We start from the raw sequence: 23,940 nt of genomic DNA, 5'->3' as shown, positions 1-23,940 counted from the left end.
TCCTCACTTGATGCCGCTGAAACCGATGGAGTTGACGATGCGCTTGGCGCTCAGGGCGAAGAGCACGAGCATCGGGACCGCAGCCACGAGGGCAGCCGCCATTAGACCCGCCCAGTCGGGACCGGTGCTGGGGGTCTGGGAACGGAAAACCCCCAGCCCGACGGTGAGGACCCGCGAGTTCTCGGAGTAGGAGACCATCAACGGCCAGAAATAGTCGTTCCACGAACTGATGAAGGTCAGCAGGGAGATGGTCGCTATCGGCGCCGCCGACATCGGGAGGATGAGGCGGAAGAAATTGCCGATCTTGCTGGAGCCGTCGAGCAGGGCGGCCTCCTCCAGTTCAACGGGCACGTTCATGAAGAACTGCCTCAGGAAGAACACCGCGAACGGTGTCATGAGCATGGTCGGCAAGGAGATGCCGAGCAGGGTGTCGATCAGACCGAGTTGTTTGATGAGCACGAAGTTCGGCAGGAAGGTGAAGATGGCCGGCACCATCAGGCCTCCCAGGAAGAGGCCGTAAACCAGGTCCCTGCCCTTCCACTTCAGTCTCGAGAAGGCGTAGGCGGCGCAGGCGGAGAAGAACACCTGCCCGACCGTGACCAGGGTCGCGACGACGATGCTGTTGCCCAGGTATCGCCAGAAGTCGATGGACTGGCCGGAGCCTCCCTCCGCCAGCGCCTCCTTCCCGGCCTGGATCCCGAAGACCCGGGCGAAGCTACCCGTGTTCCAGTCGGTCGGCAGCCACGATGTGGCGCCGCCGTAGAGGGAGGAGTTCGAGGACAGTGCGGTGCGCAGGATCCAGTAGAGAGGGAACAGGGTGGTCAGCATGATGGCCCCCATCACCACCCAGGCGAGGATCCTTCCCCATGCGAGACGACGGTGCTCATTGGCCCGGACCGGGCCGGCGATTGCTGCTGTTGACATCTCGTGCTCCTCAGTTCAGGTCGGTCTCACCGGCGCGGGTCAACCGGTACTGGAAGAAGGTGATCACCACGAGGATCAGCAGCAACGCCACGGACAGCGCGGACGCGTAGCCGAACTGGAACCTCCCGAAGGCCATGTCGTAGATGTAGAGTTGGAGCACCCGCGACGAGTTGACGGGCCCGCCCCGGGTGGCGATCGCCACCGTGTCGAAAACCTGGAACGAGCCGATGATCGTCATGATCAGCACCAGGGCCAGGATCGGGCGCAGCAGCGGTATGGTGATGCGCCAGAACATCTGCCATTCCGAGGCGCCGTCCACCCGCGCGGCCTCGTAGGCGGATTCGGGGATGGTCTGCAGTCCCGCGAAGATCAGCAGCGCCGTGTATCCCATGTGCCGCCACACGTTGATCAGCGCGATCGTGGGAATGACCGTCGATTCCTGGGACAGGAAGGGGATCGTGTTCAACCCCATCGAGGCGAGAACCTGGTTCCCGATTCCCAGCTGGGTGTCGAGGATCCACATGAACACGAGCGCAGCCACCACGTTGGAGACCAGGTACGGGGTCAGCACGATGGAGCGCACCCAGGTGGACTGGGTGAGCCTGTGCATCAACACCGCGATGAGCAGGGCCAGCACGGTCTGGACCCCGATGTTGACCACCACGTAGTAGATGGTGACGCCCGCCGCGTTCCAGAAAACTGGGTCCTCCAGCATGCGGAGATAGTTCTTGAACCCGACGAACTCGGGTTGCGTAAGCAGGTTGTAGTTGGTGAAGCTGAGCCAGATGCCGTTCAGCGTCGGCCACAGCAGGAAAACGATGAACCCGACGAACGCGGGCGCAATCATCGCCACGGCGAGGAGCAGATCGCTCCTACCCTTCTTGCCAGTGCCCACCCGGCCGGACACTGGCATTCCTGGACTGGTCATGACATACCTCCGTTGGTACGAATGACTTAATTCTGCAACAGAGATATGTCGTGGCGCAAGCCCTCTGAGCCAGATTTTCAGACCTTCGTGACGACGAACAGGACGGTTGTGGCCGGTCGGAGCACCGGAGCCCGCAGACCGACATGCATCAGCTGCGCCCCCGTCAGTTCAAGGGGATGCCCGGCGTTGAGCCAGGGCACCTGGTGGGCCGGCGCCAGCGCGGGACGTTCAATGACCCGGACCCGGTAGCGCGGCCCGGGTTCCAGGCCCGGGAATCTCAGCACACCGAGGTTCACCGCGGGCGTCGCCTCGAGCATCGAGAGGGAGTAGATCCCCCCAAACTCGTTGACCACGCCCTTGAACCAAACCCCGGGGTCCGGCATGGCGACCCGCACCAGCCGCCCGGTCAGCAGCCGCCCACGGTGCTCCTTGTACCAGGCGATCCACCAGGCCAGCTCCGCGATTTCCTCCTCCGAGGCCCGGGCCAGGTCCCACTCAATCCCGAGGTGCCCGAAAACCGCCGTGGCGGCGCGATGGTTGAGATCGTGCCAACGCCCCGTGACGTGGGAGCGCCCCGAGGCGATGTGCGATCCCAGCAGCTCCGCGGGCAGCAGCTGGGAGGTCCACCAGAGCATCCGCTGCCGATCATCGGGATCGATGTTGTCGGAGACCCACACGCGTTCCGCGCGTTCCATCACCTCCAGGTCGATCCGGGAACCACCCGATGAGCAGGACTCGAACTCGACCTGCGGGAAGTGACGGCGCAGTTCGTCGAGCAGCGCGTAGAAGGCGCGCGTCTGCGCCGCGACGGCCGGGCGCCCGTCGGGAGCGGTGCCCGCGTCATTGAGGTCGCGGTTGTGATCCCACTTGACGTAGGAGATGGCGTACTCCTCCAGGATGGCCGACATCTGCCCCAGAACGTGCCCGTAGGCGCCGGGAATCGACAGGTTGAGCACCTGCTGGAACCGGCCCTCCAGGGGCAGCCGGTCGTCGAGCTGCATCAGCCATTCCGGGTGCGCCCGGGCCACATCGGAGTCAGGGTTGACCATCTCGGGTTCGAACCAGAGGCCGAACTGCATGCCGAGCTCCGTCACCCGGTTCACCAGCGGATGCAAACCGTCCGGCCACACCTCGGGGCTGACCACCCAGTCGCCGAGCCCGGCGTGATCGTCACGGCGGGCACCGAACCAGCCGTCGTCGAGCACGTAACGCTCCACCCCGAGGGCGGCGGCGCGCTCCGCCAGGTCGATCAGGCGTGCGGGGTCGTGGTCGAAGTAGACCGCCTCCCAGACGTTCAGGCTCACCGGGCGCTCGGGGCCTGGGTGCACGGGCAAGGAGCGCAGGTGCCGGTGGAAACGGTCGGCCTGGGCGTCCAGGCCGATGGCGTGGTTGAAATAGACCCAGGGCGAGGTGTATCCCTCCCCCACCGCCAGGCGCCCCTCCCCGGGCAGGAGCAGTTCGCCGCCCCCGATGAGCTGGGTCCCCACGAAATCCCGTTCGGCGATGTGGACGTGGTTCCCGCTCCAGGCCACGTGGCAGGCCCAGATCTCACCATCCTGGTATCCGAACCCCTCCTCACCCAGGCTGAGCACGAAGGCCGCATCAGCACCGGTCCTGCCGTGGCGGCCCTCCCTGCGGTGCGCCCCCATCGCGAACGGGCGGCGCTGCGGCATCCGCTCGGCAGCCCAGCGCCCCCCGAAATCCATGAGCTCGCGGGCCTGGCCGGGCACCGGCATCCGCAGGGTCAGCTCCGTCAGTTCGAAGACGTCCTTCCCCGCGTTGGTCAAAGTGGCGCGGGACCTCACCAACCCGGTCGGCAGCAGCTCGACGGTCAGCTGCATCCGCAGCCCGGCGGAAACCGCCTCCAGCGCGTAATCGACCGTCGCGGGTCCCGCGGAGACGAAACCCCCGGCGGGTCTTCCATCAACGCGCACCTCGCTCACCCGCCAGCCGGGGCTCCAGGCCCTGCCCTCCCGGGAGCCGATCAGGCCCGGCGTCCCGGTCCAGCCGTACCGGGCCTCGGGGATGATCCCCAGCCGTGGGCCGAGGTCGACGGAGTTCCCGGGGATCATCCAGGCGGCGCCCAGCCGCAGATCCTCGAATCCGGTCTCCGAGACCTCCCCCGGATCACCGCCCCAGTGCACCACCTCGGGCATGCCGTCCGGGCCGGCCGTCAGCAGCAGCGCGACCCCGGCGGAACGAAGGACGATTCGCGAGCGCATGTCCCCTCCTAATAATTTTCGACATTGAAGTTATTTCACAGGGTAGCCCTCCCCCGAACCGTCAGGAACCGCCGAGCCACGGATCGTCATCCCCGGCCAGCTCGCCGGGATCGAGATAGGCGGAGGGCTCGTCCACGGCGCGCAGCAGCACGGGGGTCAGCAGGAGCTTCGTCTCGTTTCCGGAAAACGCGCGCCGGTAGCTCCCGACGTCACGCCACCTGCTCACCAGCGCCCACAGCCCGGGTTCGTCGAGGTTGACCACCAGGTCCACGCCGAGGCATCCCGGGCGGGAACGCCAGAACTCGGCGACCGTTCGCAAACCCTCGGCGAGTTCCTCGTCGACTTCACGGAACCGGGAGATCGCAAGCACCGGCCAAGGCTACCCGGGATTTTGGTTGCACCGGGGAATAGACGATAATGATTCTCATGAAACCACGAATCCTTGCACTCGCGACTGTCGTGATGTTGGCGCTCAGCGCCTGCGGATCGGGCACCCCGATCGCCAACACCCCGGCCTCCGATGCCGCCAGCAACGGTTCGAGCGGAGCCGCAGGCCCGGGCACCACCAAGGTCTCCGTCGCCTTCTATCCACTCGAATACGCCGCCGCCAAGGTGGGTGGTGACAAGGTGAGCGTCACGAACCTGACGCTGCCGGGCCAGGAACCGCATGATCTGGAGCTGACCCCACAGCAGGTCGCCAGCCTGGAGGAGGCCGACCTGGTCGTCTACCTCAAGGGTTTCCAACCCGCGGTCGACAAGGCGGTGGAGCAGTCCGGAGCCAAGAACAAGCTCGATCTCTCCCAGGTGATTCAACTGCACCCGGCAACCGAGGACCACGACCACGATGCCGGTGAGACCGAGGACCACGACCACGGAACCACGGATCCCCATTTCTGGCTGGACCCCACTCTGGAGGCCAAGGCGGTCAGCGCCATCGCGGACGAACTATCGAAGATCGACGCCAACAACAAGAGCACCTACGAGACGAACGCGAAGAGCACCACCGACGACCTGACCGCCCTTGACGGCGAGTACAGGTCGGGCCTGACGAACTGCCGGGTCAAGACGATCATCACCACGCACGCCGCCTTCGGCTACCTGACCGAGCGCTACGGCCTGGAGCAGATCGGCATCAGCGGGCTCTCCCCCAACGAGCAGCCCTCCCCGGCCCGCATCGCGAAGGTCCAGGAAGAGGCCAAGGAGCACGGCGTGACCACGATCTTCTTCGAGACCCTCACCTCCGACGAGGTGGCCAAGGCGATCGCCGGCGACCTGGGTCTCAGGACCGCCGTTCTCGATCCGATCGAGGGCATCACCGCTAAATCCGCCGGGCAGGACTATCCGTCGGTGATGAAGGCAAATCTCGATGCCATAAAACAGGCCAATGGCTGCTCCTGAGGCCGGAGCACTGGTGGCCGCCGAGGGGATTCACGTCTTTCTCGGCGGCCTGCCGATCCTCAAGGACGTGAGCCTGCGCGTCCACGCCCACGAGGCCGTGGCCATCCTCGGTCCGAACGGTTCCGGCAAGACCACCCTGCTTCGCACCCTGGTGGCCCTGACCCCGTTTCAGCAGGGTTCCCTGGAACTGTTCGGAACCCCGATCCGATGGTTCCGGGACTGGCACCGCATCGGATACGTCCCCCAGCACGCCACTCTGAACGTTCAGAACGCCACCGTGCGGGAAGTGGTCACCTCCGGCCGGTTGGCGCATCGTGGAGCATTTCGGTGGTTCACCCGCGCCGACCGGGCGATCGTCGCCGAGGCCTTGGATCGCGTGGGCCTGGCGGACCGGGCCCGGTGGCCCTTCGCTCCCCTGTCCGGTGGCCAGAAGCAACGGGTGCTCATCGCGCGGGCGCTGGCTACCCGACCCGATCTGCTGGTGATGGACGAACCCCTCGCCGGGGTTGATCTCGAAGGCCAAACGGTCCTGGCCCGGCTGCTCGGCGAGTTCCGCGACGACGGCCTCGGAGTGGTCCTGGTGCTCCACGAGCTTGAGACCATGGCGGGGGTGCTGGATCGAATCGTCCAGCTGCGCGATGGACAGGTGATGCCTCACGCCGATGGCCTCACACAGAGCCCACGCGCTTGTCTTTCTGCCTCCCCTCCTTCCGGGCTCGGGGATCCGGGCGAAAGCAACCAATGAACATTTTCTCGTATCCCTTCATGCAGCGCGCGCTGCTCGCGGCCCTGCTCAGCGGCTTGGTGGCGCCGGCGATCGGCATGTACATCGTGCAGCGGCGCCTGTCGCTGCTGGGCGACGGGCTGGGACACGTCGCCATCATGGGGGTGGGACTGGCCCTGTTGACGGGAACAGCTCCCCTGCCGATTGCCGTGGTCACCTGCGTGGCTGGGTCCGTCGCCGTCGAGCTGCTCCGGCAGTCCGGCAAAACGTCGGGCGATCTGGGGCTGGCCGTGCTGTTCTACGGTGGCATCGCCTCGGGTGTGATGATGGCCGGGATCGCCGGACAGGGCCCGGCCGGCCTGTCCGCCTACCTGTTCGGCGCCCTCACCTCGGTGAGCGAATCCGATCTCTGGGTCATCGCGGCGCTGGCGGTCGCGGTGCTGGTCTTCTCACTGGGGTTGTTGCCGCGGCTGTTCGCGGTCTGCGCCGACGAGGACTTCGCCCGGGTGCTCGGCATCCGGGTGAAGCTGTTGAACCTGCTCGTGGTCGTGATCGCTTCCGTGACCGTGACCCTGTCGATGCGCACGGTCGGGCTGCTCCTGATCAGTGCGCTCATGGTGATCCCGGTCGCCGCCTCCCAGCAGCTCTTCACCGGTTTCCGCGCCACCCTGCTGGGCGCGATGGGGATCGGTGTCCTCGCGGCGCTCGGGGGGACGTTCGGGTCCTACCACTGGAACACCGCCACGGGGGCCACCATCGTCATGGTGGCCATTGCGCTGTTGGGAATTGCAACCCTCATGGGAACCTTTCTTGCCCCAAGCCCTCGCTTCATCCCATTCGTCTCGCCCCACGGGAAAAAGAAACGCATTCTCGCCGAGAAGCCCACCGGGACAGGACCCCCGTTCGGGTAATGTTGTCCCCATCCAGCATGGCGATCATCTCGACCGCGTGGTGGGAAATCGTCGCCATGCCCTGCACGGAGACCACTATGACGAGCACTAGCACCCGCAACACGTGGCAGCGCGCCGCAGTGCGGGCCCTACTGGCAAACACGGAAGAGTTCCGCACCGCAGCTCAGATCCATTCCGACCTCCGCCAAGTGGGCGACAAGGTAGGACTCGCCACGGTGTACCGAGCGCTTCAGACGATGAGCGAGTCAGGGGACCTCGACGTACTTCGCACCCCGGACGGTGAAGCTGCCTATCGCATGTGCTCCAACACCCACCACCACCACCTGGTGTGTCGTTCCTGCGGCATTGCGGTGGAGATCTCGGCCGAAGCCGTCGAGTCGTGGGCGAACCAGGTGGCACAGGAGCACGGCTTCACCGATGCGGGACACAACCTGGAGATCTTCGGGTTGTGCCGTAACTGCTCCTCCTGAAACCGACCCGCCCTCGCCCGCGGCCGGTCGATCACGGCACCGACAGGAGTTCCGGGGCGTGCACCCGCTCTTGTCTGTCAGTTCGTCCTCAGGAAAGGCAGGGACCTCAGGGAACGATCAAGATGCCAGGTGGCGTAGGCCGACACCACCTTGTGGGCCCGGCCGCGCAGCGATCCCTCGGTGGCCCGGACATCCTCCCATCGCCCGGCGAGCAACGCCCCGAGTAGGGCGAGCAGCTCCGGGCTCGCGGATGCCGAGGCCGGCGGCCGACAGGCGGGGCACACCGCCCCGCCGAGCTGCGGGGAGAACCAGCGCAGTTGTTCGGTGGCTCCGCAGTTCACGCAGGCATCCGTCATCGCCGCCCAGCCTGCGGATGCGAGTCCTCGAAGCAGGTACGAGTCCACCACCGCGGTCATGGGCAGTTCACCCCGCCCCAGGGCCAGCAGCCCTCCGAGGAGGAGCCTGTACTGGGTCAGCGACGGCACCGCGTCCTCGGAGACCAGCCGGTCGGCGGCCTCCACCAGGACCTGGGCCGCGCAGAAACGTTCATAGTCGGCGCCGAGCATGGGCGGGTGCAGAGACTCGACCTGGGTGATCGTCTCCAGCGATCCGCGCCCTTCGGCCAGCTGCACGTCGACATGACCGAAGGGCTCCAGCCGGGCACCGAATTTCGAGCCGGTCCTGCGGATTCCCTTCGCCACGGCCCTCACCTTGCCGTGGCCTCGGGTGAACAGGCTGATGATCCGGTCCGCCTCCCCCAACTTCCAGGTACGCAGAACCACGGCCTCGTCTCGGTAAGTGCGCACCGGGCCATGTTATCCGCCCTCCCCGGATAGGCTTCGGGAATGCCTTATCGCGATCCCACCCCCCACCCCTCTGGTGCCCGCCCGCCCGCGATTCCGGCGGCGAAGCTACCCCGGCACGTGGCCATCGTGATGGACGGCAACGGTCGCTGGGCGAAACAACGGGGCCTGAAACGCACCGAGGGGCACGCACGCGGTGAGGCCGCCCTGCTGGATGTCATCCACGGGGCGTTGGAGATCGGGATTCCCTACCTCTCGGCCTATGCCTTCTCCACCGAGAACTGGAAACGTTCCCCGGAGGAAGTGCGCTGGCTGATGGGTTTCAACCGCGAGGTCATCCACCGCCGCCGGGATGAACTGGACGCGATGGGGGTGAGGATCCGTTGGGCTGGACGCAGGCCACGGCTCTGGGGTTCCGTGATCCGGGAGTTGGAGCAGGCCGAGCAGCAGAGCCGCCGCAACACCAAACTGACCCTCCAGTTCTGCGTCAACTACGGGGGCAGAGCGGAGATCGTGGATGCCGCCCGGGAGGTGGCCCGCCTCGCCAAGGCCGGAAAACTGGATCCCGACCGCCTGAGCGAGGATCGTTTCCGGCGTTTCCTGGACGAACCCGGAATCCCGGACGTCGACCTGTTCCTGCGTTCCTCGGGCGAGCAGCGCACCTCGAATTTTCTGCTCTGGCAGTCTGCCTACGCGGAGTTCATCTTCCTCGACCGGCTATGGCCCGACTTCGACCGTCGCGACCTGTGGGGAGCCGTCGAACAGTACGCCACCCGCGAACGCCGTTTCGGAACCGCCTGAGAAGCCACATCGACAGGAACAACGCAGCGCTGGAAGCATACACCGGCCGCTGTACCCGGGTTCGCGTGCCGATGGTCAGCGTTGTTCTTCCCCACTGGAGAAGTTGAAACCGGCCCCGGCCCGGGGATTTCAGAACAGCACGGTCGTCAGGCGGCGACGGGCTCTCAGCACCTCCGATGAGGTCCGCCCGGCGACTTCGAAGAGTTCCAGCAGCCGGACCCGGATGGTCTCCCGCTCATCGGGACCGACCTCGGTGGCCAAACCCAGGAGACGATCGAAGGCGGGGGCGTATTCACCCTGGATCACCTCCAGGTCGGCTGCGTCCAGCTGGGCGGCGACATCGTTCGGGCGTTCGGCAGCGGCCTTCACCACGGCGGCTCCGTCGAAGGACGCGGAACGCTCCAGGAGCGCCGCCTGGGCACGGCCCGCGGTCGCCTCGGGATCACCGGGGGTGGCGGCGAGCAGGATGTCGAACTCGGCAACGGCCCGGGCGAAGTCCCCGGCGGCCAGCGCGGCATCTGCCTTCTCGAAACGCGGGTCCGTGGCCGGTTCCGCCGCTCTCTCCGGGGCGGCCGATCCAGTGGGCTGGGCGCGCCCCGTCATGCCGTTGGCCACGGCCAGCTGCGACACCTGGTCCAGGACGGCCGAGATGTCCGCGCGGTCACGTGTTCCCTGGAAGAGCGGCGCGACCTGACCCCCGATGATCGCCACGACCATCGGAACCGCAGTCACCCCGAGCGCCTGGGCCAGGCGCTGTTCGGCATCCACGTTCACGCGGGCCAGGAGGAAACGCCCCTCGGCGGCGTTGACGAGCGCCGCCAGATCGGCGGAAACGGCCGCGCCGCCCGTGTCACGGGGCGAGTGGAACTCCACGATCACGGGATGCTGCATCGAACGCCCGACCAGATCCTGGAAACCCGCCTCGGTGATGTCGGTCACGTAACCGCCTCCTGCGGCACCGGCAACGGGCTGGGCTGCGGAGAGGGCGGACAGGTCTACGGCACCGGGGCGCGTGAAGTTCGGATTCGTCATGTCATCAATCTTTGCGGGCGGGGTCAATTCCCACAACCGGAAGTGGAAAGATGGGTGCATGGCACATGAGCGAGCTGGCCTGGTGGCCTTGGAATCCGATCTCATCGACGTCGACGCCGTCCTTGCGGCCTACTACGACCTGACCCCCGACCCCAGCAATCCCGATCAGAAGGTGGTCTTCGGCACCTCTGGGCATCGCGGCTCCAGCCTCGATATCGCCTTCAACGATCTCCACATCGCGGCCACGACGCAGGCCATCGTGGAGTACCGGGCGGCGCAGGGGGTTCACGGCCCCTTGTTCATCGGCAAGGACACCCACGCGTTGTCCCTGCCTGCGTGGCGCACCGCCGCCGAGGTGCTGGTGGCGAACGATGTCCCCGTCTTCGCGGAGCGGGAGGACGAGTACACCCCGACCCCCGCGGTCTCCCGCGCCATAATCCGTTACAACCGCGAACACCCGGAGCAGGTCGCCGACGGCATCGTCGTGACCCCCTCCCACAATCCGCCGCGCGACGGCGGATTCAAGTACAACCCGCCGACGGGCGGCCCGGCCGACACCGACGCCACGAAGTGGATCGCCGACCGCGCCAACACCCTGATGGCCTCCCCCGCGGGGATTCGCCGCAAGCCCTACGAGCAGGCCGCCGACGAGGTGACCCGTTTCGACTACCGCACCCCCTACTGCACCGAGCTCGCAACCGCCCTGGACCTCGACGCCATCGCGGCGGCGGGCGTTCGAATCGGGGCGGACCCGCTTGGCGGGGCCTCCGTTCAGTACTGGGAGTACCTGGCCGAACACAGCCCCCTCGACCTGACCGTGGTGAACCCGAAGGTGGATCCCACCTGGAGATTCATGACCCTGGACACCGACGGCAAGATCCGCATGGACTGCTCGTCTCCGAACTCGATGGCCTCCTTGGTTGCCAACCGCGACCGCTACGACATCGCCACGGGCAACGACGCCGACTCGGACCGTCACGGGATCGTCACCCCGGACTCCGGGTTGATGAACCCCAATGCCTTCCTCGCGGTCGCGATCGACTATCTGTTCTCCCACCGTCCCGGCTGGGCTGCGACGACGGGGGTCGGCAAGACCTTGGTGTCCTCCTCCATCATCGACAAGGTGGCGGCGCGGCTCGGGCGCAAACTGGTTGAGGTGCCCGTCGGTTTCAAGTGGTTCGTCCCCGGCCTGACCGACGGCTCGCTCGGTTTCGGCGGGGAGGAGTCCGCGGGTGCGAGCTTCCTCGATTTCGAGGGCCGTACCTGGACCACCGACAAGGACGGCATCCTCCTCGCCCTGCTCGCCAGCGAGATCCTGGCCGTGACGGGACGTTCGCCCAGTCAGCACTACGCCGACATGGAATCGGCCTTCGGAACCTCCTACTACGCCCGCGTCGACGCGGAGGCCAGCCGCGAGCAGAAGGCCCGGCTCGCGGCCCTCTCCCCCGACGACGTCAGGGCCCACGAACTGGCAGGGCAGCCCATCACCGCGGTCCTGACCAACGCCCCCGGCAACGGGGCACCCATCGGAGGTATCAAGGTGACCACCGATTCCGGTTGGTTCGCCGCCCGCCCCTCCGGGACCGAGGACAAGTACAAGATCTACGCCGAGTCGCTGCGCGACGCGGACCACCTGGCCCAGATCCAGGCGGAGGCCCGCGAAGTGGTCGACGCTGCCCTCCAGGGCTGATCCACTCCCCCACGAGGCCGGCGGGTCACACCCCGTCGGCCTCGTCCTCGTCCTCCATGACCATCTTCTTGCGGAGACCGGAACGCTGGATCACCCGCTGGATGGTCAGGTCCCGCTCCGCGGGGCGGGCGACGTAGCGGATCTCCCGTAGCCCCTGCGCCTGGGCGGCGGACTCGAACACCAGGTGTCCGTAGTCGAAGATCTTCCCGAGCATCGGCTGCTCCAAGGAGATGTCCAGGATCCGGGTCATGGGCATCGTCGCCAGGTGGGTGTTGAACACCCCGTGGATCCGGAACACCCGCATGTTGGTTATGACGAACCGGTCCATGTGGGCGACGTGCGCCTTCCAGAACCCGAACCCCAGCAGGTAGAGCCCCACCAGCATCGGAATCCAGAAGAACCCGCGCGCCGCGATCATCAGGACGAAGGTCGGGATGCTCAGGAACATCACACCGATCCACGGTAGGGACACCACCCAGTGCTTGCGCACCTCGTCGATCACCCGTTCGTCCTCCTCCACCAGCAGATGACGCTGGATGTCGGGTTCGAGGAGGCGTGCAAACAATCCCACGGCCGGCTAGCCGGCCAGACGGGAGAAGAACCGGGCTATCGATTCGAAGGCGCCGAAGAACGTTCTGATGGCCTCCGCCGCCGCTTCGGGGCGGGTGAACAGGTAGAAGACCACGAAGGCGATGCCGAGCACGAGCAGGACCTTCTTGATCCAGCCAACCATTATGTCTCCAAGTCTCAAGGGGAAGGGACTCACACGATCGCCTACCAGTTTGCACCACCCGGAGTGCTGCTTGAACCTGACGCGCCGCTGTTGAACTTCACATTCTCCCACCTCGGCCGCCAGGACCGCCCACGCCACGCCGTTGCATCGCACGCGGTGTTCTCCACCCACCCCAGCGCCGTGGTTCCACCGGCCGGGTGAAAGAATGGCCGGTATGGAGAACCAAGACCTTTTCATCTGCATCGATCACGTCGGTCTGGCCGTTCGCGACCTCGACGAGGCCATCAAGTTCCATTCCGAGGTCTTCGGGTGGCGCGAGCTGCACCGCGAGGTCAACGAGGAGCAGGGCGTTGCGGAGGCCATGATCGGCACCGGGACCCAGGGCGAGGAGAACGCCAAGATCCAGCTCCTGGCCCCCCTCAACGAGAACTCCACCATCGCGAAATGGCTGGACCGCAACGGCGGCCCCGGCATCCAGCAGCTCGCCTACCGCGTGCACGACCTGGATCACGTGAGTGCCGTCCTGCGTGAGCGCGGCCTCAGGCTGCTGTTCCCGGAGGCCAAGCGGGGAACCGCCGATTCCCGCATCAACTTCGTCCACCCGAAGGATGCCGGCGGCGTCCTCCTGGAGCTGGTGGAACCCGCCAAGAATGCTTCTCACTGAGATCTTTACGGTAGCGCCGGCGGATGCCCTCGCGTCCGCCGGCGCTTCCACGCCTACTCCGGGGTAGGCTCAGTACCGACCCGTGCCAAGCCAGGAGACAACAATGACCGATGTTCGTACTGAGATCGAGGAGGAGACCGGCCTCAACCTCTTCGAGGACAAGGCCAGCGCCGTCGGGGGATTCCCCCACGCCATGCTCGGCTATGACAAACAGGCGGTGGATTCCTACATCCAGGATCTGGAGCAGCGACTGCTCGAGATGAAGGTGCAGCTGCGGGAGCAACGTCGGGAGACGAGCTTCGTGCGGGCGCAGGTCGGGACCACGGATTTCGCCAAGCTGGGCGCCCACGCCCGTGGCCTGCTGGAGGCCGCGGAAGCGCAGGCGGCCGAGCTGGTGCGCCTGGCGGAGGCCGAATCCGACCGGCTCCGGCAAGAGGCCCGCTTGGCCGCGGCGGCGGCGAGGGAGGCCGCCCAGCAGGAGGCCGACGACGTGCGCCTTTCCGGACTGGCCAGTCTCCGCAAACTCCGTCAGGAGCAGGCCGAGGCCGGGCAGGCTGTGCTGGAGGCCGCTCGGCGCGATGCGAACCTGGTCCGCGCCGACGCGGAGGCCCAGTCGAAATCGTTGCTGGAGGAAACCTCGCAGCGCATCAACGCTCAGCTGGAGGCCGCCCGGATCGATGCCGCCCGGACGCGCCAGGAGGCGGAGCGGGACGCCACCGCCGCACGCCTGGCCACGGAGAAATCCACCGCCGCGGCCCTGTCGAAGCAGGCGGAGACGGTCAGGAGGACCGAGGAGAACGTCAGCGCCCAGCTCGCCGAGGCGAGGTCTCGTTCAGAGGCCGCCACCAAGCAGATCGAGGAGGCCCGCGCAGAGGCCATCAAGATCCGCGAGTCCGCGGTGGAGGAAGCCGAACAGATCCGCACCACCGCCACCCGCGAGGCCGAGGCGACGCTGTCGGCGATGCGCGAGGAGGTGCGCCAGAAACAGGAGCAGCTGGAGGAACAGGTGGCCTGGCGCAAGGAACAGCTCGAACGTGAGGTGGCCGCCCTGATGGCACGCCGAACCTCGATCGTCGCCTCCATGCAGAACCTGCGCGCCATGGCCGAGGAGGCCGTTCCCAACATGGAACTCACCGAGATCATCAGCGGCGGCGAGGTGACGGCCCCGCAGCCACGGGAACGCAAGCAGGCGAAGTGACGGCCCCTGACCCCGGGGCGAAGGACGACCTCCCGGCCCCCGAGGACACGGGGAACGTTCCCGAGACCGTCGCGGAGGAGTCGTCCTCCCCGGAGACGCAGCCCACCGAGCGCCCGGCCCCCGAACCGGCCCGCCCCACCGCGGATTCAAGACGGAGGAGAAGGTCCGGGGTGTTCAGGGGCAAGATGCTGCCGGGCGGATTCGGGCAGTTCTTCGGGGGCCTTTTCGGCAACGCCCGCAAGGGAGCGAAACAACTCCTGACCCCCACTCCCGAGGAACCGGTGCTCCCCGTGCCTCCGGTGGTCGTGCAGAACGAGACGAAACTGCTGAACCACTCCCCGTTCTCCATCGGGTTCTTCGGCGCCCTCGGGGTGCTCGTCGCGATCAGCCTCATGGTCGCCGTGGCGCAGGTGCAGAACATCCTCATCCTGGTGGTGCTCTCCCTGTTCCTGGCCCTGGGCCTCAGCCCCGCCGTCGAGTTCTTCACCAGACGCCGGGTGCCCCGCGCACTGGCGGTGTTCTTCGTGACGGTCACCCTGCTGGGGATCATCGTGTTGGGTGTCACCGCACTGGTTCCGTTGATGACGAACCAGGTGCAGTCCCTCGCCTTCAGGGTGCCCTACTGGATAGCGATGCTGGCGACCAATGAGCAGGTGGCCCGCTGGGATGCCCAGTACAACCTGCTCGAGACGGCCCAGCGGTATCTCGCCTCGGGTGGGTTGGTGCAAAACCTGTTCGGCGGTATCTGGGGTGCCGGCGTGTTGGTGGCCAACCTCATCTTCTCCGTGATCATGACGCTGGTGCTCACCATCTACTTCCTGGCCTCGCTGCCAGCGATCAAGGAGGCCATCTACAAACTGGCCCCGGCCAGTCGGCGTGCCCGCTCCCGCTACCTGGCGGACGAGATCTTCCGCGGCGTCTCCGGATACATCACCGGGATGTTCATGATCGTCACGGTGGCCTCGGGATGCAGCTTCATATTCATGAACATCATCGGGCTCGGCGCGTACTCGCTGGCGTTGTCGTTCATCGTCGCCCTGTTTTGTTTCATTCCCCTGGTGGGCTCCTCACTGGCCATGCTCGCGGTCGCGCTGGTCGGTTTCGCCACCTCCCCGACCACCGGCATAGCCACCATCATCTACTTCCTGATCTACCAGCAGTTCGACGCCTACATCCTCTACCCAACGGTCATGAAACGTACGGTGAAGGTACCTGGGGCGCTCGTCGTGTTGTCCGCCCTGATCGGCGGCATTCTGCTGGGGGTGATCGGCGCCCTGATAGCCATCCCGACGACGGCCGCCCTGCTGCTGCTCTACCGCGAGGTGGTCCAGCCCCACTTGGACGCCAGTTAGGATTTGTCCCGTGCGCCTCGTCATTGCCCAGTGCCAAGTCGACTACACGGGTAGGTTGACCGCCCATCTTCCCATGGCCAAACGACTGATCATGTTGAAGGCCGATGGTTCCGTCTCCGTGCACGCGGACGACCGCGCGTACAAACCCCTGAACTGGATGAGCGCCCCCTGCACCCTCACCGTCACCGAGGCCGATGAAGCAGCCCAGAAGGTCGGAGCGAGTTCCCTGTGGTTGGTTCGTTCCCGGTCCGGTGACACCCTCCGGATCGCCCTGGGCGAGGTGTTCCTGGACGTGGATCACGGTTTCGGAGTTGATCCGGGACTCCAGAAGGACGGGGTCGAGGCGCACCTGCAGGCCCTGCTCGCCGAACATCCCGCCACCTTCGGGGAAGGATGGCAGGTGGTCAAGCGGGAGTTCTACACCCCGATCGGCCCGGTCGACCTGTTGCTGCGCGACGCGGACGGGATGCACTTCGCGGTGGAGGTGAAACGGCGGGGCGAGATCGACGGTGTGGAGCAGCTGACCCGGTACCTGGAACTGATGAATCGCGACCCTCAGCTGGCCCCCGTGAAGGGAATCTTCGCCGCCCAGCAGATCAAACCGCAGGCAGCCACCCTCGCTGCGGACCGGGGCATTGCGTGCCAGCTGCTGGACTACGACGCGCTGCGGGGGATGGACAATTCCGAGGATCGGCTGTTCTGATGGCGCGACGGCCCTCGAAACACCTGCGTCCCCCGCGCCCCCTCGACACGTCACGCCACGTCTCGAGGCGGGTCACCTCGGCGGGTTCCTTTCTCGTGCGGGAAGTGCCCGGGGATCGTGCCCTGAAGCCGTACACCTGCCCGGGATGCAACAGTCCGATCCCCGTCGGAATGGCCCATCTGGTTGCGTGGCCCGAGGAGCCCGGGTTCGGTTTCGAATCCGGGTTGGAGCAGCGCCGCCACTGGCATTCGCACTGCTGGAGGCTGAACCGATGATCCACGGAGTCACCGTAGGTTCGGGCCCAGCGCAGGTGGTGTTCCTGCACGGCCTGTTCGGTCAGGGAAAGAACTTCACCCGGATCGCGACCTCCCTGGCCGGGGTAGCGACCTGTCACCTGCTCGACCTGCCAAATCACGGAGCCTCGTCCTGGACGGTCGGTTTCACCCTGGACGGCCAGTCCGAACACATAGCCCGTTGGCTGCGGGAGAACTTCGAGGGCCCCGTCGCCCTGGTGGGGCATTCGCTGGGAGGGAAGCTGGCGATGCGGTTGGCCCTCGCCCATCCAGGTCTGGTCGATCGCCTCCTGGTGGCGGACATTTCTCCCGTCCCAAGCGATGGTCCCACTGGATTCGCGCCGCTGGTGGCGGCCATGCGCAGCCTGGATCTGGAACACCTGGCCAGCCGAACCGAGGCCAGCCGGCGGCTCGCCGATGCGATCCCCGACCCGCAGGTCCGTGGTTTCCTCCTGCAGAACCTGCGCCGACTCGGCGGGGACTGGGCGTGGAAGGCCAACCTGGATCTGCTTGGTGATTCCCTCCGGATCATCGGCGGCTGGCCGAGGATGGACGCGGTCTACGACGGTCCCGTCTGGTGGGTGGCGGGGGGGCAATCCCCCTACGTACTACCGGAGCACGCCGAGCCGATGCGTCGGTTGTTCCCCCGGGTCGTCACGATAACCCTGAAACGCGCGGGCCACTGGGTGCACGCCGATGAACCGGAGGCCTTCACGTCCATCTGCACCGAGTTCCTGACCTCGCCCGCCACCGTCAGCTCAGCGTGACCGAGCTGATGACCGCCTCCGCTATGGGGCTCGTCCCGTCGGTTTCGTCGACCCCCTGTGCCGCAATTCCCTGCACGACGGCCAGCCCACCCTCATCGACGGTGCCGAAAACGGCGTAGTCGGGGCTGAGCTGGCTGTCCTCCCAGACAATGAAGAACTGCGACCCGGCGGTGTTGGGCCTGCCGGTGTTCGCCATCGCTACGGTTCCCTTGGGGTAGGTGGCGACGCTTCCCTCCTTCTCCAGCCCGGTGGTGCGGGGGCTCAGCTCGTCGGGAATCGTGTAGCCGGGTCCGCCCTTCCCGGTTCCGGTCGGGTCTCCGCACTGGAGCACGAAGATGCCGTAATCGGTGAGCCGGTGGCACCTGGTTTCGTCGAACCAGCCCTGTTGCGCCAGGGACATGAAGGAATTGATGGTGCACGGGGTGGCCGAGCGGTCCATCGTGATCTCCACGTCACCCGCCGTCAGGTGAAGGGTCACCTTGGTCTCCCCCGCATTCAGGACATCCTCGCCGCCCGGCGGGTCCACGGGTTTGGCCGGTTCCCCGCCCGGCGGGTAGGAGCAACTGACCGCCCGCCCGGTCTCATCCACCGGGTTCGACTGATTCGCGTCACTGCACCCCGTGAAGGCAAGAGCGGAAACGACCAAGGGAACAAAAGCCTTGAATGACATCCCAGCCATTGTAGATAAAGTTGCTTCATGGTGAATCTGACACGCATATACACCCGCACCGGTGACGCAGGAAACACCCGCCTCTCGGACAACGCAGAGGTGCCGAAGACCGATCTGCGGGTCGAGGCCTACGGAGCGATCGACGAGACCAACTCGAACCTGGCTCTGGCGGTCGCCCACGGCGGACTGCCGGAGCGGGTGGTGGAGATGCTCGCCTTGATCCGCAACGAACTCTTCGACGTCGGCGCGGACCTCAGCACCCCCCTGCACCCCAGCCCCCAGTATCCGCCGCTCCGTGTCGAGCAGTCCTCCATCGACCGGCTGGAGGAATGGTGCGACGAGCTCGGCGCCGAACTGCCGTCTCTGCGTTCGTTCATCCTGCCCGGCGGCAGCCCCGCCGCGGCCCAGTTGCACGTCGCGCGCACGGTGTGCCGACGCGCCGAGCGGGTGGCGTGGCGGGCCGCTCAGGTCCACGGCACCGAGCCTTCGGCGGAACGCGGCGAGGGTGGGGTGAATCTACTGGCGATCACCTACCTGAACCGGCTGAGCGATCTGCTGTTCAACATGTGCCGGACCGCGGCGGGCCCGGAGGGGGATGTCCTGTGGGTTCCGGGCACGGATCGCCAGCCCCCCGAGAAGCGCCGCAGCCGCACGAAGAAATGAGAACCGTTCACAGGGGTGAGTCGGCGCTGCCCGGCAGGTAGTGGCTCCCGGGCGGGGCCGATTCCAGCCAGGCCATCAGCCCCAGCACGTTTTCCAGGTCCATGGCCAAATTGTGTTCGTGCCCGGTGAAACGGTCCTTGATCGTGACGATCCACGAGTTGTCGAACAGGACGACCTCCTCCAGGGCGGTGGCGACGCGGCGCCGCTGCCAACTGGTTCCCGCCCGGGAAAAGGAACGACTCGGCCGCAAAGCCAGCGAAAAGGCGCGATACCAGTCGAGCCGGTCCCCGCGGTAGCGGGCAAAGCCAAGCACCCAGCCGACGCCGGGCCCGCCGTCGCGCATCCTGTGGGCGCAGTCAAAAAGGCCGCCTTGGCGGGTGAGCCATCGGCGGCGTGCGTAGAGAAGAACAAAAGGGAGGATACACACACAGGTGACCGCCACGATTGTCGCGATCACTGTCAGCCCCATGCACAAAACATAGCGTCAACACCTGTGCATGACGAGCCGGGACACTCGCAGGAGATGTGCGAATTGTCCCGGCCTGCCGTTAAATCCCCCCGTCAGTGACTGGCCTGGTACCTCTCCCCCGCCCGGATCTGGGCATTCAGGATGTGCAGGCGGTGCACCTGCTCATCCGTGGCCTCGCCCTCGCTGCGGAGGTGGCGCAGTTCGTGGGCCTCGAGGTGGGCCTCCTGCAGGAGGATCTCCTCGGCAAGTTTGACCTCGTGGCTGAGGATCCGGATGTGCCCCTGGGCCACGGCCAGCAACCCACCGTCGATGGCGAGGATCTTCGTCCGGCCCTCCGCCACGACGATCTCCACCATGCAGGGCACCAAGGCAGCCATGAGCGGCTCGTGTCCCGGCAGGATGCCGATGTCGCCCTCGCTTGTGCGGGCGATGACGTTGACGACATCGCACTGCATGACCATCTTGTCCGCGGAGACGACCTCCAGCTTCAGCGGCTGATATTCCACGCTCACAGGTCCTTCTGCATCTTGTCCCAGTTCGCGAAGACGTCCTCCATGCCACCGACGTTGAAGAAGGCCTGCTCGGCGATGTGGTCGACGTCGCCACGGCAGATCATCGAGAAACCCTCGATGGTGTCCGCCACCGGCACGGTGGAGCCCGGGATGTTCGTGAACTTCTCCGCCATGTAGGTGTTCTGGCTGAGGAACTGTTGAATCCGGCGCGCCCGGTTGACCGTGATCTTGTCCTCCTCGGACAGCTCGTCGAGACCGAGAATGGCGATGATGTCCTGGAGTTCCTTGTTGCGCTGCAGGATCTGCTTGACGCGCACGGCCGTGTCGTAGTGTTCCTGACCGATGTACTGCGGATCGAGGATCCGCGACGAGGAGCTCAGCGGATCCACGGCCGGGTACAGACCGCGAGAGGCGATCTCGCGGCTCAGTTCCGTCGTCGCGTCCAGGTGGGCGAAGGTCGTCGCCGGGGCCGGGTCGGTGTAGTCGTCGGCGGGCACGTAGATGGCCTGCATCGAGGTGATGGAATGCCCCCTGGTGGATGTGATCCGTTCCTGGAGCTGTCCCATCTCGTCGGCCAGGTTCGGCTGGTAACCGACGGCCGATGGCATGCGGCCCAGCAGCGTCGAGACCTCGGAACCGGCCTGGGTGAACCGGAAGATGTTGTCGATGAACAACAACACGTCCTGGTTCTGGACGTCACGGAAATACTCCGCCATGGTCAGCGCCGTCAGGGCGACACGGAGCCGGGTCCCCGGGGGTTCATCCATCTGGCCGAACACCAGGGCCGTGTCCTTCAGGACACCGGCCTCCTCCATCTCCTTGATGAGGTCGTTGCCCTCGCGGGTCCGCTCCCCCACACCCGCGAAAACGGAGGTGCCGCCGAAGTTGTGTGCGATGCGGTAGATCATCTCCTGGATGAGCACGGTCTTGCCCACCCCAGCGCCACCGAACAGGCCGATCTTGCCGCCCTTGACGTACGGGGTGAGCAGGTCGAGGACCTTGATGCCGGTCTCCAGCATCTCGGTGCGGGGCTCCAGGGCATCGAACTCGGGGGCCGGGCGGTGAATCGGCCAGCGTTCCGTGACATGAATCGACGCGGGATCGACGTTCAGCACATCCCCCGTCACGTTCCAGACGTGTCCCTTGGTGATCTCCCCCACGGGAACCGAGATCGGGGCCCCCGTGTCACGGACCTCCGCGCCGCGGCGCATACCGTCGGTGGGTTTCAGGGCGATGGCCCGGATCAGGTTGTCGCCGACGTGGAGGGCGGTCTCCATCGTCATGGTCCGTTTCTCACCCATGACCTCGGTCTCGACGAGCAAGGCGTTGCCGATCTCGGGGATCTGGTCAGCCGCGAACTCGACGTCCACGACCGGGCCGATGACCCGGGCGACGCGGCCGATGCCTGCCGCGGTGGTCGAATGTGCAGTGGCAGTCATGTCTTACCTCACTCGTTTCCGGCTGACTCGGCGAGCGCCGCGGCGCCACCGACGATTTCAGAGATTTCCTGGGTGATCTCCGCCTGACGGGCCTGGTTGGCCTCGCGGGTCAGGCGTTCGATCAGCTGCTGGGCATTGTCCGTCGCCGACTTCATGGCGCGCTGCCTACTGGCCAGTTCCGAGGCGCTCGACTGGAGCAGCATCGAATGGATCCGGTTGGTCACGTACATCGGAAGCACCTGGTCCAGCACCACTTCGGGGGTCGGCTCGAAGGCGTAGTGCGGCAGCACGGCATCGCCCTCGCTCGCCGGCTCATCCGATTCCTCCACCGCGAGGGGAAGCAGCCTCAGGGTGACCGCCTCCTGGGTGAGCATCGTCATGAAACGGGTCGCGACGACGTGCAACTGATCGACACCACCCTCCTCGTAGGGGAGCAGGAACCGTTCGATCAGGACATCGGAGATCTCCTTGGCGTGCGCGTACTGCGGCGCGATGGAGAACCCCGTCCAGCTCTGCTCCACCGGGCGATGCCGGAAGTCATAGTAGGAGACTCCCTTGTTGCCGGTCACATACACCAAGCATTCCTGCCCCTCCTCCAACAGTTTCGCCCGCAGCTGCTCCGCCACCCGGATCACGTTCGCGGAGTAGGCGCCCGCCAGGCCCCGGTCGCCCGTGATGACTAGCACCGCCGACCGGCGTGGCGGCTCGACGTCACGCAGCAGCGGATGCTCCAGGACATGGGAGTAGGTGGCCAAGGCGGAGACCGCGTGCACCAGGGCATCGGCGTACGGCATGGCGGCGCGAACCGCCTGCTGCGCCTTCACGATGCGGGAGGCCGCGATCAGTTCCATGGCGCGGGTGATCTTCTTGGTGGTGGCGACGGAATTGCGTCGCTGCCTGAGTTCCCGCAGGCTGCTGGCCATCGGGCATCAACCCCGCTTCTTGCGGACGATCGTCTCCTGGGTGATCGCCTCGCCCGGGATCGGGGTGTGCTCCTCCTCGACCAGCAGGGTTCCCTCGGAAGTGCGGAACAGCTGCTTGAATTCGCCCAGGGCCTGTTCCGTGGCCTCTCTGAGGTCGTCGCCGAACAGCTTGGTCTCCGCGATCGTCTGGAGCACCTGGGTGTTGTGCCGCAGATGATCCAGGAACTCCTGCTCGAAACGGAGTACGTCGATCACGGGGACGTCGTCGAAGTGCCCCTGGACCCCGGCCCACACCGAGATGACCTGCTCCTCCACCGGGTAGGGGGCGTACTGGCCCTGGCGCAGCAGCTCGACGAGCCGTGCACCGCGCTCGAGCTGCTGGCGGGACGCGGCGTCCAGGTCGGAGGCGAACATGGCGAAGGCCTGCATGTCGCGGTACTGGGCGAGGTTGATCTTCAAGGATCCGGCCACGGATTTCATCGCCTTGACCTGCGCGGCACCGCCGACCCGGGAAACCGAGATGCCGACATCAATGGCCGGGCGCTGGTTGGCGTTGAACAGGTCCGACTGGAGGAAGATCTGGCCATCGGTGATGGAGATCACGTTGGTGGGAATGTAGGCCGAGACGTCGTTGGCCTTGGTCTCGATGATGGGCAGGCCCGTCATCGACCCCCCGCCCAACCGGTCCGAAAGTTTGGCGCAACGCTCCAGCAGGCGGGAATGCAGGTAGAAAACGTCACCCGGGTAGGCCTCGCGACCCGGGGGCCGACGCAGCAGCAGGGACATGGCACGGTAGGCCTCGGCCTGCTTGGTCAGGTCGTCGAAGATGATCAGCACGTGCTTGCCCTGGTACATCCAGTGCTGGCCGATGGCCGACCCCGCGTAGGGGGCGATGTACTTGTAGCCCGCGGGATCGGAGGCCGGGGCGTGCACGATGGTGGTGTACTCCAGCGCCCCGGCCGCCTCAAGGGTGCTGCGCACCTCCGCGACGGTGGAGCCCTTCTGACCGATGGCCACGTAGATGCAGCGGACCTGCTGCTTCGGGTCCCCGGTCCCCCAGTTAGATTTCTGGTTGATGATCGTGTCGATCGCGATTGCGGTCTTCCCGGTCTTGCGGTCGCCGATGATCAGCTGACGCTGTCCCCGGCCGATCGGGGTCATCGCGTCGATGGCCTTGATGCCGGTCTGCAGGGGTTCGCGGACCTCCTGACGGTCCATGACACCGGCTGCCTGGAGTTCCAGGGCGCGCCTGCCCTCGATGTTCCTGATCTCACCGAGCCCGTCGATGGGATTGCCCATCGCGTCGACGACGCGCCCCAGATAGCCGTCGCCGACGGGAACGGAGAGCACCTCGCCCGTGCCGTGCACGGTGGATCCCTCGTCGATGCCCTCGGAGTCGCCGAGCACGACCACGCCGATCTCCCGCTCGTCGAGGTTGAGGGCGATGCCCATGGTGCCGTTCTCGAAACGCAGCAACTCGTTCGCCATCGCCGAGGGCAGACCCTCGACGCGCGCGATGCCGTCACCGGAGGTCACGACAACGCCGACCTCCGTCATGCTGGCAGCGGCGGGCTGGTAGGACGAGACGAACTCGTCCAGCGCGCTGCGGATCTCGTCGGGACTGATGGTGAGTTCAGCCATTGCGTCCTAC

27 protein-coding genes are annotated in these 23,940 nt (G+C 66.3%); 13 read left to right on the top strand and 14 right to left on the bottom strand.

Annotated features, from left to right (window positions below):
- Nucleotides 1-3 precede the first annotated feature (3 nt).
- The 4 genes from EL272_RS06825 to EL272_RS06810 form a co-directional block, all read right to left on the bottom strand.
- Entirely contained in the window at nucleotides 4-924 is a 921-nt protein-coding gene (locus EL272_RS06825; protein ID WP_014846482.1) for a carbohydrate ABC transporter permease, read from the bottom strand.
- 10 nt (nucleotides 925-934) lie between these two features.
- Nucleotides 935-1,852 (bottom strand): carbohydrate ABC transporter permease, encoded by a 918-nt coding sequence (locus EL272_RS06820; protein WP_234028335.1) that lies wholly within the window; start codon nucleotides 1,850-1,852, stop codon nucleotides 935-937.
- Between the two features lie 77 nt (nucleotides 1,853-1,929).
- The gene (locus EL272_RS06815) at nucleotides 1,930-4,074 is read right to left on the bottom strand and encodes an alpha-galactosidase (protein ID WP_014846480.1); all 2,145 of its coding nucleotides are present in this window, start codon (nucleotides 4,072-4,074) and stop codon (nucleotides 1,930-1,932) included.
- A 61-nt stretch (nucleotides 4,075-4,135) separates the two neighbouring features.
- A complete protein-coding gene (locus EL272_RS06810) occupies nucleotides 4,136-4,444 on the bottom strand; it encodes an antibiotic biosynthesis monooxygenase family protein (RefSeq protein WP_014846479.1) in 309 nt (102 codons plus the stop codon).
- 56 nt (nucleotides 4,445-4,500) lie between these two features.
- On the opposite strand from EL272_RS06810, the gene EL272_RS06805 reads away from it, so the two are divergent.
- The 4 genes from EL272_RS06805 (at nucleotide 4,501) to EL272_RS06790 (ending at nucleotide 7,577) form a co-directional block, all read left to right on the top strand.
- Entirely contained in the window at nucleotides 4,501-5,472 is a 972-nt protein-coding gene (locus EL272_RS06805; protein ID WP_197720304.1) for a metal ABC transporter substrate-binding protein, read from the top strand.
- On the top strand, nucleotides 5,459-6,217 hold the full coding sequence (locus tag EL272_RS06800; RefSeq protein WP_110644198.1) for a metal ABC transporter ATP-binding protein: 759 nt from the start codon (nucleotides 5,459-5,461) through the stop codon (nucleotides 6,215-6,217). The genes EL272_RS06805 and EL272_RS06800 overlap by 14 nt, the downstream gene beginning before the upstream one ends.
- 20 nt (nucleotides 6,218-6,237) lie before the next feature.
- Complete coding sequence (locus EL272_RS06795) at nucleotides 6,238-7,107, top strand: metal ABC transporter permease (RefSeq protein ID WP_244926127.1); 870 nt, start codon at nucleotides 6,238-6,240, stop codon at nucleotides 7,105-7,107.
- Between the two features lie 77 nt (nucleotides 7,108-7,184).
- Nucleotides 7,185-7,577 carry a Fur family transcriptional regulator gene (locus EL272_RS06790; RefSeq protein ID WP_041697418.1) on the top strand — a complete coding sequence of 131 codons (393 nt, stop codon included), beginning with the start codon at nucleotides 7,185-7,187 and terminating at the stop codon, nucleotides 7,575-7,577.
- 77 nt (nucleotides 7,578-7,654) lie between these two features.
- Here EL272_RS06790 and recO read toward each other — a convergent pair whose 3' ends face one another.
- Nucleotides 7,655-8,383 (bottom strand): DNA repair protein RecO, encoded by a 729-nt coding sequence (gene recO / locus EL272_RS06785; RefSeq protein WP_014846474.1) that lies wholly within the window; start codon nucleotides 8,381-8,383, stop codon nucleotides 7,655-7,657.
- 39 nt (nucleotides 8,384-8,422) lie between these two features.
- On the opposite strand from recO, the gene EL272_RS06780 reads away from it, so the two are divergent.
- Nucleotides 8,423-9,181, top strand: a complete 759-nt coding sequence (locus EL272_RS06780; RefSeq protein ID WP_014846473.1) for an isoprenyl transferase — start codon at nucleotides 8,423-8,425, stop codon at nucleotides 9,179-9,181.
- A 129-nt stretch (nucleotides 9,182-9,310) separates the two neighbouring features.
- Here the strand turns inward: EL272_RS06780 and EL272_RS06775 are convergent, their stop codons facing one another.
- Nucleotides 9,311-10,213 (bottom strand): tetratricopeptide repeat protein, encoded by a 903-nt coding sequence (locus EL272_RS06775; RefSeq protein ID WP_061787025.1) that lies wholly within the window; start codon nucleotides 10,211-10,213, stop codon nucleotides 9,311-9,313.
- A gap of 58 nt (nucleotides 10,214-10,271) precedes the next feature.
- On the opposite strand from EL272_RS06775, the gene pgm reads away from it, so the two are divergent.
- Nucleotides 10,272-11,903, top strand: coding sequence for a phosphoglucomutase (alpha-D-glucose-1,6-bisphosphate-dependent) (gene pgm, locus EL272_RS06770; protein ID WP_041696401.1), 1,632 nt, complete (start codon nucleotides 10,272-10,274; stop codon nucleotides 11,901-11,903).
- 25 nt (nucleotides 11,904-11,928) lie between these two features.
- Here pgm and EL272_RS06765 read toward each other — a convergent pair whose 3' ends face one another.
- Nucleotides 11,929-12,474, bottom strand: coding sequence for a PH domain-containing protein (locus tag EL272_RS06765; RefSeq protein ID WP_014846470.1), 546 nt, complete (start codon nucleotides 12,472-12,474; stop codon nucleotides 11,929-11,931).
- 6 nt (nucleotides 12,475-12,480) lie between these two features.
- Nucleotides 12,481-12,636, bottom strand: coding sequence for a hypothetical protein (locus EL272_RS15265; protein ID WP_014846469.1), 156 nt, complete (start codon nucleotides 12,634-12,636; stop codon nucleotides 12,481-12,483).
- A 205-nt stretch (nucleotides 12,637-12,841) separates the two neighbouring features.
- On the opposite strand from EL272_RS15265, the gene mce reads away from it, so the two are divergent.
- From mce to EL272_RS06735, 6 genes are all read left to right on the top strand, one after another.
- On the top strand, nucleotides 12,842-13,300 hold the full coding sequence (gene mce / locus EL272_RS06760; RefSeq protein WP_014846468.1) for a methylmalonyl-CoA epimerase: 459 nt from the start codon (nucleotides 12,842-12,844) through the stop codon (nucleotides 13,298-13,300).
- A gap of 103 nt (nucleotides 13,301-13,403) precedes the next feature.
- Nucleotides 13,404-14,498, top strand: a complete 1,095-nt coding sequence (locus EL272_RS06755; protein ID WP_041696399.1) for a coiled-coil domain-containing protein — start codon at nucleotides 13,404-13,406, stop codon at nucleotides 14,496-14,498.
- Nucleotides 14,495-15,850, top strand: a complete 1,356-nt coding sequence (locus EL272_RS06750; protein WP_061787026.1) for an AI-2E family transporter — start codon at nucleotides 14,495-14,497, stop codon at nucleotides 15,848-15,850. Before EL272_RS06755 ends, EL272_RS06750 begins: the two co-directional genes overlap by 4 nt.
- Before the next feature lies 1 nt (nucleotide 15,851).
- Entirely contained in the window at nucleotides 15,852-16,553 is a 702-nt protein-coding gene (gene nucS / locus EL272_RS06745) for an endonuclease NucS (protein ID WP_041696397.1), read from the top strand.
- Complete coding sequence (locus EL272_RS06740; RefSeq protein WP_014846465.1) at nucleotides 16,553-16,828, top strand: hypothetical protein; 276 nt, start codon at nucleotides 16,553-16,555, stop codon at nucleotides 16,826-16,828. Before nucS ends, EL272_RS06740 begins: the two co-directional genes overlap by 1 nt.
- Nucleotides 16,825-17,613 (top strand): alpha/beta fold hydrolase, encoded by a 789-nt coding sequence (locus EL272_RS06735; RefSeq protein WP_014846464.1) that lies wholly within the window; start codon nucleotides 16,825-16,827, stop codon nucleotides 17,611-17,613. The genes EL272_RS06740 and EL272_RS06735 overlap by 4 nt, the downstream gene beginning before the upstream one ends.
- On the opposite strand, the gene EL272_RS06730 is transcribed toward EL272_RS06735, so the two are convergent.
- Nucleotides 17,600-18,283, bottom strand: coding sequence for a peptidylprolyl isomerase (locus tag EL272_RS06730; RefSeq protein ID WP_189497532.1), 684 nt, complete (start codon nucleotides 18,281-18,283; stop codon nucleotides 17,600-17,602). The two genes, EL272_RS06735 and EL272_RS06730, sit on opposite strands and share 14 nt — an antisense overlap.
- A 27-nt stretch (nucleotides 18,284-18,310) precedes the next feature.
- Here EL272_RS06730 and EL272_RS06725 point away from each other — a divergent pair, with 27 nt between their 5' ends.
- Nucleotides 18,311-18,946, top strand: coding sequence for a cob(I)yrinic acid a,c-diamide adenosyltransferase (locus tag EL272_RS06725; protein ID WP_014846462.1), 636 nt, complete (start codon nucleotides 18,311-18,313; stop codon nucleotides 18,944-18,946).
- A 7-nt stretch (nucleotides 18,947-18,953) separates the two neighbouring features.
- Here the strand turns inward: EL272_RS06725 and EL272_RS06720 are convergent, their stop codons facing one another.
- The 5 genes from EL272_RS06720 to atpA all read right to left on the bottom strand — a co-directional run bounded on the left by EL272_RS06720 (nucleotide 18,954) and on the right by atpA (nucleotide 23,930).
- Nucleotides 18,954-19,415, bottom strand: a complete 462-nt coding sequence (locus tag EL272_RS06720) for a DUF2550 domain-containing protein (protein WP_041696396.1) — start codon at nucleotides 19,413-19,415, stop codon at nucleotides 18,954-18,956.
- 92 nt (nucleotides 19,416-19,507) lie between these two features.
- Nucleotides 19,508-19,927, bottom strand: a complete 420-nt coding sequence (gene atpC, locus EL272_RS06715; RefSeq protein ID WP_126409370.1) for an ATP synthase F1 subunit epsilon — start codon at nucleotides 19,925-19,927, stop codon at nucleotides 19,508-19,510.
- A complete protein-coding gene (gene atpD, locus EL272_RS06710) occupies nucleotides 19,924-21,366 on the bottom strand; it encodes a F0F1 ATP synthase subunit beta (RefSeq protein WP_014846459.1) in 1,443 nt (480 codons plus the stop codon). The genes atpC and atpD overlap by 4 nt, the downstream gene beginning before the upstream one ends.
- An 8-nt stretch (nucleotides 21,367-21,374) precedes the next feature.
- Nucleotides 21,375-22,289: a F0F1 ATP synthase subunit gamma gene (locus EL272_RS06705; RefSeq protein ID WP_014846458.1), complete on the bottom strand. Its 915-nt coding sequence runs from the start codon at nucleotides 22,287-22,289 to the stop codon at nucleotides 21,375-21,377.
- 6 nt (nucleotides 22,290-22,295) lie between these two features.
- Entirely contained in the window at nucleotides 22,296-23,930 is a 1,635-nt protein-coding gene (atpA, locus tag EL272_RS06700; RefSeq protein ID WP_014846457.1) for a F0F1 ATP synthase subunit alpha, read from the bottom strand.
- Nucleotides 23,931-23,940 lie beyond the last annotated feature (10 nt).

The organism is Arachnia propionica, assembly GCF_900637725.1.
GTDB classification, from domain to species: Bacteria; Actinomycetota; Actinomycetes; order Propionibacteriales; family Propionibacteriaceae; genus Arachnia; species Arachnia propionica.
The sequence above is the reverse complement of the archived record's forward strand: the minus strand, read 5'-3'. Positions and strand labels throughout refer to the sequence as shown.